We start from the raw sequence: 6,598 nt of genomic DNA on the forward strand, positions 1-6,598 counted from the left end.
GGTCACACCTCGTGAGTCAGCGTCTGGGGCGCGATACCGTCCTGGTCCATCCAGACACCCTCGTCCTCGCGAAGCTCGTAGGTGTCCCTTTCCCTTTCCTTGTTGTCGCCCTGGCCGCCGCCCGCGCCCATCGGCGGCATCATCGGCATCATCGGCGCGCCGCCCGCGCCGTTGAGGCCACGCGCGCCGCCCAGGCCGGCGCCCGCGCCACCGAGGCCGGAGCCGGGCCCCGTGCCGGTACCCGTGCCCGTCCCCATGCCCGTGCCTGTCCTGCCGTACGACGCGGTCGGGTCGCCCGTGTAGGTGGTCGGCGTGACTTCAGGGGTGCGCAGGTTCGGTGTCTGCAGGTTCGGCGGCTGGTAGTCCGCCAGGCCCGTCGACCGCGGGTCGTTCAGGTCCGGGGTCTTGAGGTTCGGGTTGTTCAGGTCCGGGGTCTTGAGGTCCGGCCGGTTGAGGTCGGGACTGTTGAGGTCCGGTGTCCTGAGATCCGGCGTCTTCAGATCCGGGTTGTTCAGGTCCGGAGTCTTGAGATCGGGGGTCTTGAGATCGGGGGTCTTGAGGTCAGGGGTCTTGAGATCGGGGGTCTTGAGATCGGGGGTCTTGAGGTTCGGGTCGTCGAGCGGCAGCTTGGGCGTGTGGAGGTCCGGCCGGTCGAGACCGGGGGTGTTGATGCCGCCCGGGTTCAGGCCGGCGCCGCCAAGGTTGCCCAGGCCGCCCAGATTCCCGAGACCGCCGAGGTCACCGAGCCCCGCCGGGGTGATGCCAGGCGGCTTGAACTGGCTGTCTTCATCCGACTTGCGGTAGTTGGCGTCGGCCATCGTGAGCGCGGTGCGCCACGTCTTGAGCGCCTCGCCGGCGACCCTGGCCGACTCGGCCTCCTGGTCGCGGGCCTGCTCGTGGGCGCTCTTCACGCCCATGAGCGCCATGGGGTAGTAGATGCTGACGCTGCTCGTCCGCGTGGCCAGCGCGTCGGCCGTCTCCGCGTTGTCCTCCAGACCGGCCGACGTCGGCTTCAGCTGATCCTTGACGAAGCGGATGCCGGAGGACGGCGACTGGTTCACCGCGCCCACGGTCGTCATCTCCGGCCACTGGCCGGTGGGGGAAGCCATCAGGCCTCGCCCGTCCTGCCGAGGAGGTCCGTGGTCACGTCATGCGAGGAAGCCCACGGGTTGCGGTCCTCCCGCAGGTTCGTCGTGTGTGTGTTCTCCTCGTTCTCGCCACCGCCGCCGATGGTGCCCCCCAAGCCGCCCATCAGGTGCGGCATGCCCGTGCCGTAGCCGGCGCGGGCGGCCGCCGAGGTCACCGCGTTCTGCCCGCCGAGGGTCCCGCCGCCGATCACCGAGGGAACGCCGGGCGCGCCGTTCGTCGGCCCGACGACGGTGTTCGGCAGCCCCGGCGTGGTGGAGATGGTGGGCGGCGTGGTCGCCGGGATCTGGGTGTACGGCGCCGTCGGGGTGGTCAGCGTCGGTGTGGTCGTCGGCGTGGTCGACGGTGTGGTCGGCGGGGTCTGGAGCGGCCTGTAGGAGGCCGTCTCCGTCTGGCGGGAGCCGTCGTCCTGGCCGATCACCGGTGGCGTGGTGCCGTCGCCCCTGCCCGTGCCACCCGGGCCCGTCCCCGTGCCGGGGTCGCCGTTGCCGCCGGGAACGGTCGGGTCGCCTCCGGGCGGGGTGCCGGTGCCCGGAGGCGTGCCCGGCGGGGTACCCGGGGGCGTGCCCGGCTTCTCGGGGTTCGTCGGCGTGGATCCGTCACCGTCACTGTCACCGTCACCGGAGCCCGTGCCAGGGCCCTGCCCCGGTCCGCCGGTGCCGGGCCGGTCGACACCGCCACCCGTGCCGGGTCGCGTGTCGCCGTCCTCGAAGGCCGGCGCGTCGGGGGTGCCGCCCCTGAAGGCCGGCTGGTACCGGTCCCGGGAGGTGTAGCTGGTGGACTGGTATCCGTCGGTCGCGCTGGGCGGGGCCGGGATCTCCAGGTCGTAGGAGACCTCGTCCGGCACCTGGGCGTAGAGGGAGACGATCTGCTTGTTCAGATCCTCCAGGATCTGCCGCGCCTTCTCGTCCCGCCTGGCCTTGGCCTCCGCCACCGGGTCCGAGCCCGGCGGGAGCGGCGTCGGGCCCGGCGAGGGCTTGGGCGTGGCGGTCGCCGAGGGCTTCGACGTCGGACTGGGCGTGGTGGTGACCGTGGGCGTCGGCGCGGGCTCCGAGCTGCCCGAAGACGTGCCGGGCAGCGGCTCGATGGCGTTCACCTTGGTGACCGCGTCGGGAAGGTGCGTGCCGCCGTAGTCGCTGAGCGCCGTCGAGACCGCCTTCATCTTGGTGGCCAGCTCGTCGCCCGTGGTGTCGAGCTTGTGCAGCCCGGCCTGGAAGAGCGCGGCGGTGGGGCCGCCCCACATCTCGCTGAGCCCCTTGGCCGCGGCCATCAGCGACTCCCTCGCCAGCCCGATCATCGAGGCGGCGCTGGAGTAGGCGTCGGCGGCCCGGACCACGGCAGCGGAATCGGTGTTGTCCAGCCAGACCTTGATCTGGTCGGCGGACGCCGTCACCTGACCGGCTTCGGGAGCCTCGCCGGTCTTGATCGTGTAGGTGTTCGACTCGCTGGCCACCCTGCACCTTCCAATTGGCGGACGTCAGCCGCCGTTGAAGACGTTGCTCTTCTCGTACTCGACCGCGTGGTCCTCGAGCGCCTGCACGACCTTCTCGAACGTCGAGACGAACTTCGCGTAGACCGCTTCGAAGCCGCGCGAATTGCCTTCGAGACTGACCACGCCGCCGGGGTCCGGGTCGGTCGAGCCGACCGCGTGGGCGAACCTGCTCGCCGTGGACCAGCTGCCGATCTCGTTGTGGCTGATCCTGGCGTGCCCCTGAACGCTCTCCAGGGCGCCGGTCATGTACCGGTCGCCGGGGTTGGCCGGGCCGCCCATGCCCCTGCCGTTCATGACCGTGAGGATGCCGCGCATCTCCTTGGCGATCGCGCGCATCCGCTCGACGCTGAACTCGACGGTGTTCTCGTCACCCTTGAGACCCGGCCACCCGCCGTCAGGTCCTGCCATGATGCCCTTCCATCCTCATGACGACGACAAATCCGGCCACCACCCGAAAGCGGTGACCGGTGAGTCGACCGGCCTCAGTACTGCGACCACATGGCCTTGTTGTGGCGCTCGGCGATCTGGTAGTTCTCGCTGGCCTGGTTGACGTGGTTCTTGGCGGCGAGCAGTTCGTTGCGCATCTGCTCGGCCTGCTGGTTCCACTTGACCTTCTTCTCCTCGAAGAAGGTCTTCGCGCCACCGGACCAGGCGTTGACGTCGCCCTTCTCGTCCTGGCCGTCGCCGGTGCCGAGGACCAGCGCGAGATCGCGCAGCAGGTCGGTGGTGATCTGCTCGAACCTGTTCACCATCGCCGTGAGGTCACCGGTGACGACGTCCATCGTCCCGAAGTTGACCTTGACGCGGTCGCTTGCGCCGTGCGCGCCGACATCGTTGTGCTGAGGCATGATGATCTCCTAGCGGTTGATGAGACCCTGGACGAAGTTCGCGCCGTCGGCTTCGTCGTCCGCCTTCTGGTAGGTCTCGGCGTTCGCGCCGAGCCTCTCGGCGACGGTGAAGAGGTCGTCGCGGACGAGAATCATGTTGTCGTCCCAGCCGATCATGGCCTGGCCGAACGTCTGCGCCGCCTTGCCCGCCCAGCCGGTCGCGAGGTTCTCGCCCGTCATGATGACGGCCTGGCGCAGGCCCTCCATCTCCTCGTGCGCGGCGACCACGAGGTCCCTGGCCCGAACGAGCTGGCTTTTGCTCGCCTGATAGAAGTCGATGTCCGCCACTGGTACCTCCTGTGCCGTGTGGCCCTGTGCAAGAGCAGTGCCACCCCCCTTACGGCCTCAGCCGTCAAGAGACGGGGAGCGATCACCGCATCCAACATCAAAGGGCACATAGGACCCCCGTCGCAACATAACTAACAAGCATGCAGATCACAGCTCGATAACGACACGGCGGCTCGGCGGCAAACGCGCAGGTAGGTGGATTGCGGGCCATTGACCCCGGCTGTCGATTCGGAGTCAACGAAAAGGACGATCGGCCCCTCCGCCTGCCCGGAGTGCCCCGACTTGAGCTACTGTTTCGGATCACTGAAAGCCGGGGGACGGAGGCCGGGTGAGCGAACAACGCAGCATGGACAGCCTTCTGAACTGGGGGCTGGCCGCCGAGCCTGATCGCTTACGGGACATCGACGACGCGCGGGGCGCGAGCGGTGCAACCATAGCGTTCGGCGAACCGGCGCCCTCGTCGCCCGTCGACACGAGCGGCGCGCCCGTCACGGGCCCCGCCGCGCCGGCCGACCTGGAAGGGTCGAGCGCGGCCGAGACAGAACTGGCCTCCAGCGATCCCGCCCAGTCCGGCCCGTCCGGTCAGCCCGACGGCTCGGGCGAGGCCACCGACTCCGGCGCCGTCGACCCGGGCGAGCCGGAGGACACCGAGCCGGGGCTCGTCGAGCCCGAGGCGGCCGAGGGAGATCCCGCCTGGGACCCGGCCGACGAAGCCGGCGTCGACCCGTCCGGGGACGACGGCTACGTCGAGGGCAGCGGCGACGCCGACCCCGCCGATCTCGAGGGCGGCCTGGACGACATCGACGACCCGGACACCGGCTCCGACGGCCAGGGCGACCAGGACGGCAACGGCGGCGACGGCAACGGCGACGGCGACGGCGACGGCGACGGCGACGGCTCAGGACAGAACGACTCCGACCAGGGCAACTCCGGCGGCGACGGCTCGGACCAGCAGCCCGGCGAGACCCCCGGTGACAACGGGACCGGCGACCCGACCAACCCCGGCGGAGACCCCATGAACCCGGGCGGCGACAAGCCCGGCGACAACAAACCAGGCGAAGAGAAGCCGGGCGAAGAGAAGCCGGGCGAGGAAAAGCCCGGTGAAGAGAAGCCCGGTGAGGAAAAGCCGGGCGAAGAGAAGCCCGGTGAAGAGAAGCCCGGTGAAGAGAAGCCGGGTGAAGAGAAGCCCGGTGAAGAGAAGCCGGGCGAAGAGAAGCCCGGCGAGGAAAAGCCCGGGGAAGGCGACGGTACCGGGGACACCCCTGCCCCGGAGACGCCGAACATCCCGGGTGGCGGTGGCGGCGGCCCCAGCGGAGGCGGCGGAGGGCCCAGCGGTGGCGGAGGGCCCAGCGGCAACCCCCCAGGGACGGGAAACCCTGACGGAAAGAAGGACAACCCGAAGAACGGCAACCAGAACAAGGACGACGGCAAGAACAAGGACGACGGCAAGAACAAAGGGGGCTCGGACGGCCAGACCAAGGTCGTCTCCAAGGAGGACTACAACAATGTGGCCAACATCGTGATCAATGAAGCCGCTCCCCACATGAAGAAGGTCCACGACATGCTCAAGGGCAATCATGTCGACCTCATGACCTTCGGCCTCGCGGGCACACCCATGCGGATGCAGCACGACAGCTCGCGCGACGCGGCGGCTAAATACACGAACTCCGGCGTCGAGCTCCTTGGCCGTTGGAACACCGCGTTGAAGAAGTCCGGCCTGGTCTGGGAGGGCGCCGACAACGCCAGCGAGTACAAGAAGGGCTGAGCCAATGGGCTATCTCAGCGTCTATCACACAGCAGCGACACTCGCCACGTTCGCCGCCCTCATCAACATGAAATTCGGGCCGAACCCGAGATCCTCGGCAAACGCGGCGATCAAGATGAATCCGAAGGCTGCTTTCGGCCTTCCTGGCGCCATCGAGACATTGGCCTGCGAACCTGAAAAGCAGAAGGCGCTGACCGAGAAATGGGACGAGACCGTCAAGCTGCTGGACACGGCCACCGCGGCATTGACGAAGGCCCTGAACGCCAAGCCGCCTGCGGACTGGACCAGCGAGGACAAGGAAGAGTTCAAAAAGAACGTCGAGGCGTTTCTCAAGGACGCCGAAAGAGATAAGGCGATCTGCACGAGCAGGTCCGGCACTGTCGGTCAGACCAGCCTCGAGGGCAAGGTCATGGCCTACGCAGCGCTGACCCTCGCAACCACTGCCCTCACCATCGCCATGGTGTTGCTGGCCATCAAGGCGCTGCCCGGGGTCGGGACGGCGGCGGCCGGAATCAAGGGCTGGCTCGCCAACGCGACGCTGGAGCAAATCGCTCTCAACCTACTCAACAAAAGAGTGATTGTGATCTCCGCAGCCGCAGCGATCTTTGCCGCCGGTGAAGCGTGGCACATCGCGAATGCCGCACAGCTCGACACCAAGGTCAACGATCCCCACGGCGGCGGCGAGGCCACGTTCAATCTGCCTGAGGCGAACTGGGAGAAGAAGCTGAACGAGAAGGCAACGGCGCAGGCATAGCACCCCGCCGGCCCTCGGAACGCGGCGAGAAGGGTGTTGAAGTCCGCCTTCGCGAGCTGATCGTCAACACCCTGGTCGTTCCCCCATCCCGCACGGCTCTAGGAGCTGTTTCCTGGATCACGTGCGGAGCCAGATGACCAAGGCTGCGACCGTGACGGTTCCCAGGAACATGTAGGCGCGTTTGTCGTAGCGGGTGGCCACCGCGCGGAAGTTCTTGAGCCGGTTGATCGCCCGCTCCACCACGTTGCGCTTCTTATACCGCTCGG

General features: G+C 68.3%; 7 protein-coding genes and 1 pseudogene. 2 read left to right on the forward strand and 6 right to left on the reverse strand.

Annotated elements, in window-relative coordinates:
• Positions 1-2: 2 nt before the first annotated feature.
• From ACWENQ_RS29665 to ACWENQ_RS29685, 5 genes are all read right to left on the reverse strand, one after another.
• Positions 3-1,109 (reverse strand): hypothetical protein, encoded by a 1,107-nt coding sequence (locus ACWENQ_RS29665; RefSeq protein ID WP_449920191.1) that lies wholly within the window; start codon positions 1,107-1,109, stop codon positions 3-5.
• Complete coding sequence (locus tag ACWENQ_RS29670; protein ID WP_452417176.1) at positions 1,109-2,599, reverse strand: hypothetical protein; 1,491 nt, start codon at positions 2,597-2,599, stop codon at positions 1,109-1,111. Before ACWENQ_RS29670 ends, ACWENQ_RS29665 begins: the two co-directional genes overlap by 1 nt.
• A gap of 24 nt (positions 2,600-2,623) precedes the next feature.
• Positions 2,624-3,046, reverse strand: coding sequence for a hypothetical protein (locus ACWENQ_RS29675; protein WP_449920185.1), 423 nt, complete (start codon positions 3,044-3,046; stop codon positions 2,624-2,626).
• A 74-nt stretch (positions 3,047-3,120) separates the two neighbouring features.
• Positions 3,121-3,486: a WXG100 family type VII secretion target gene (locus ACWENQ_RS29680; RefSeq protein ID WP_452417178.1), complete on the reverse strand. Its 366-nt coding sequence runs from the start codon at positions 3,484-3,486 to the stop codon at positions 3,121-3,123.
• A 9-nt stretch (positions 3,487-3,495) separates the two neighbouring features.
• Positions 3,496-3,813: a WXG100 family type VII secretion target gene (locus ACWENQ_RS29685; RefSeq protein WP_449920180.1), complete on the reverse strand. Its 318-nt coding sequence runs from the start codon at positions 3,811-3,813 to the stop codon at positions 3,496-3,498.
• 328 nt (positions 3,814-4,141) lie between these two features.
• On the opposite strand from ACWENQ_RS29685, the gene ACWENQ_RS29690 reads away from it, so the two are divergent.
• Both ACWENQ_RS29690 and ACWENQ_RS29695 read left to right on the forward strand, forming a co-directional pair.
• Positions 4,142-5,578: a hypothetical protein gene (locus tag ACWENQ_RS29690; protein WP_452417180.1), complete on the forward strand. Its 1,437-nt coding sequence runs from the start codon at positions 4,142-4,144 to the stop codon at positions 5,576-5,578.
• Positions 5,579-5,582: 4 nt separating this feature from the next.
• Positions 5,583-6,332 (forward strand): hypothetical protein, encoded by a 750-nt coding sequence (locus ACWENQ_RS29695; protein WP_452417182.1) that lies wholly within the window; start codon positions 5,583-5,585, stop codon positions 6,330-6,332.
• A 117-nt stretch (positions 6,333-6,449) separates the two neighbouring features.
• Here ACWENQ_RS29695 and ACWENQ_RS29700 read toward each other — a convergent pair.
• Positions 6,450-6,598, reverse strand: a pseudogene (locus ACWENQ_RS29700) (IS5/IS1182 family transposase); the annotation flags it as partial.

This window comes from Nonomuraea sp. NPDC004354 (assembly GCF_053602555.1).